Source organism: Luteibacter sp. P4_D7_3, from assembly GCF_056401735.1.
Genome location: NZ_JBFUIT010000414.1, coordinates 1 through 2,898 on the forward strand (window position 1 = coordinate 1; position 2,898 = coordinate 2,898).

At 60.8% G+C, this 2,898-nt stretch carries 3 protein-coding genes; 1 reads left to right on the forward strand and 2 read right to left on the reverse strand.

Translation table 11 applies throughout. The features are described 5' to 3' along the window. Positions 1–477: tyrosine-type recombinase/integrase (locus AC1DSN_RS20810; RefSeq protein ID WP_477332609.1), on the forward strand; the 477-nt coding region annotated here is incomplete at its 5' end. Positions 478–667: 190 nt separating this feature from the next. On the opposite strand, the gene AC1DSN_RS20815 is transcribed toward AC1DSN_RS20810, so the two are convergent. Together AC1DSN_RS20815 and AC1DSN_RS20820 are read right to left on the reverse strand one after the other, a co-directional pair. After that, entirely contained in the window at positions 668–2,038 is a 1,371-nt protein-coding gene (locus AC1DSN_RS20815) for a hypothetical protein (protein ID WP_477332611.1), read from the reverse strand. Positions 2,039–2,716: 678 nt separating this feature from the next. Continuing rightward, positions 2,717–2,898, reverse strand: a 182-nt coding sequence (locus AC1DSN_RS20820) for a hypothetical protein (RefSeq protein ID WP_477332613.1), incomplete at its 5' end; no start/stop codon positions are given.

Here is a 2,898-nt window from a genome sequence, read left to right on the forward strand (position 1 = left end):
GGCGTGGGACGCACCCTGTATTTGCGTCCGGCGACGGTGGCCGCACTTGAGGCCTGGCGGACGCAGTCGTCGCAGGGTGAGTTCGTTTTCCACGCGGTCGCCGATGACGCACAGCTCGATCCGACCGCGGCGCCCAGCGCAACGGTCGGAATGCAATGGCAAGCGCGTCGTGCGCAGGCCCAACAGCGCGAACAGCGCCCGCTGGGCACGCGCGAGGTGAGCGCGATCTTTCGGCGCGCCGTGGCCCAGGCGGGCCTGGACTTGGACCTACATTGGCTTTCCGGGCACTCCGCGCGGGTGGGCGCGGCGCAGGACATGGTCCGCGCGGGCTCGTCGACGGCTCAGGTGCAACTGGCCGGGCGCTGGGCCAGCGAGCGGATGCCAATCCGCTACGCGGAGCGTGTGCTTGCTCAAGATGCCGGCGAAGATCGCTTTGCCAAACTGGCAGCCATGCAGCGACGCCGCACCGAATTTTAGTCATGGCGTAGCGCCTGCGTTGGCAGAGAGAGTGGGACACGATCAACCCATTCTCCCCCAATGCCCGGGACACATTCCGTGTGTACGGGAATGTGTCCCGGGATCGTACCTGCTGAAAGAAACGTGTCAACCGCTCGCCACCGTCGCCCAGTTGTCTGGAGGGGCCGTGGATACGGTTGAAGACGAAGCCTTAAGCCACGCCCGCCCCTGCGTCACCGGGCGGCGCCGTCAGCACTTCCGCAAACAGCGCGTTTGCGTTTGGAAATTGCACAGTCCTGTCCAGGAGCCTCAGCAGGGATTCTCTGGGAAGCAGGATGACATCCCCCAGGTCGCCGTATTGCGCCTTCAACGCTGCTTCCGACGCACTGCTGGCGATAACGCACCGGACCGGCAGGCTGCCGTGCCCGGACGCGCCAAGTCGCTGTCCAATTTCGACGCCACGCTTGACGAGCTTGGCCGTCTTTTCGGGCGTGAAGGTCTCCGTGGTGCACTCGGCTACGATGAGCCCGGAATCACACGCAAGAAGAATGTCAGGCGACGCGGAAACCTTCTTACACTCATAGTGAAGTGTCGCAAAACCAAGAAGCCAGGCGAGGGTGCTGACGGCAAACTCGAAATCGTCCGCCTTCTTCTTGCCTTCGCCTCTCAGCCAGCCCCGAAGCATAGCAAGCCCTTCGTCCGCAGCCTCGTAAGCCGAACGCCGTGGGTTCTGGGTGTGGGCCGGGTCGACGATCCAGTACTGATGCTGAGCCCTGTCCCCATAAACCGCATAGGTATGCACAATTTCCCCCGGTTCCAGGTCCATGGTGGCCTCACCCCGGATGAGCCTGTCCTGGTCGCTCCATGCCAGCTCCTCGCCGCGAATTACGCCCCGCCGGACCACACCGGACTGCGAGATGACCCTGTATCCAATTTTTGAAAGGGCCGCATCCATTCCCCGATAAAGAAGTAGCGCAATGGTTGCCCGGAGCTCGTGAATCGACGAATTTCCTTCGATTCTCGCAATTTGCAGGGCGACCACGTCCACGTCACTGGTCTCACTGATGGGGCCCACGCCGTAGGCGCCTGTTAGCTCGATTAGCGAGTCGTAGGGTGGATCCGCCGCTTTCAGGCGCCAGTCGAGATGAGACCCGTGCTTTATGTCGTGCGCCTGTCCGGTAATGCGCGAGACGGCGGGTTCGTTTTGTTGATACCCGGGATTGCCCTCATCGAGGTTCAGTGTCACACCATCGACCCCGATTCGGGACGGGTCGACTAGCGAGAATCGCTCACCGGAGACGTTGAACGTTCCCTCGACCATCGCAGAGCAAACATGACCGATTTCCGCAAGGCCGCCTTCGAGGACAATGCTTCCCGCAACAAGCTCACCGGTGCCGAGATGGACCGGCGGGGCTTCGGAATCGCTGTTCATGATAAGGGCCGCTTTCAAGATGCGGATACGACCGTGCCTTCGCACGCCGACGTAACTGAAGCGCGCGGCGAACGTAGTGCTCATCCGCTGGGCTACCCACTCGCAGAGCTCTGCGGCTCGCTCGCCCTGATGAACAATCTGTTGCGCCATGGTGATTCTCCTTCCTGATCGACGAGCCGAGCTCACAGGTACGATCTGACGACGGTCCCTCTGCCGACATCGTGCCCCTCCCACAAGGTGAACTTGGCACCTTCGACAAGAAATTGCTTGACCTCATCCGGACAGAGGAAGGCGACCCCAACAACTCGTCGCTCGCCTGGCCTTATCGGTTGCGCCAGCTCACACCTCATGTCGAATCCCTGCGCAGTACCGAACCTGACGACGCCGTGGTAAATGCCCGGGCCCATGGGTGTCTTTCGGCCCCTATCCGAAGTACTCGCAAGACGAAGGTCGAGGACGGCGTCGATTCGCATTGCGTTTCCCGAATACGACAAATGCATTCCCACGACTAAGGCTCGTCGCCCGGTTGAGACCGAAGTCGCCCCTTCGTGTTCAACATCTCACCGATACGCTTGCTCGCTGTGCCAATAACATACGCAGCACCGAGGTTGATCATGGTAGCCAGCGCGAGCCCGACCAGCCCGATGGTCCATCGGGAACCCCTCATCCAAAGCAGTTGCTCCGCTACCCAATGTCCAAAGACACTACCGGGAAGGCCCAGTAACCAGCCAGCGAACCACAATCCGTCCGGCCACAGGCGGGCTGCTTGAGCGAGCCAGATGAGTATGCTTGCCACCTGGATCGCCGCGACAAATATCATCCATTTCTTCATTTTTCATCCTCATCTCCACCCTTGTCAGAAATGTGAATTGCGTTGCCGGAAGGGTTAGGCATGATGTCGTGAAGCTCAACGTTGTCCCTGTTGCACATTCGGACGCAGCCATGTGACGAGTCAGAGACGAACGCACCGCTGATGGAAACCGTCGGAGACCAACGCGGCCCCATAGTTC

Excerpts from the sequence above, each read along its gene's own strand:
- AC1DSN_RS20815 (WP_477332611.1), bottom strand. The coding sequence starts at position 2,038 with ATGGCGCAACAGATTGTTCATCAGGGCGAGCGAGCCGCAGAGCTCTGC.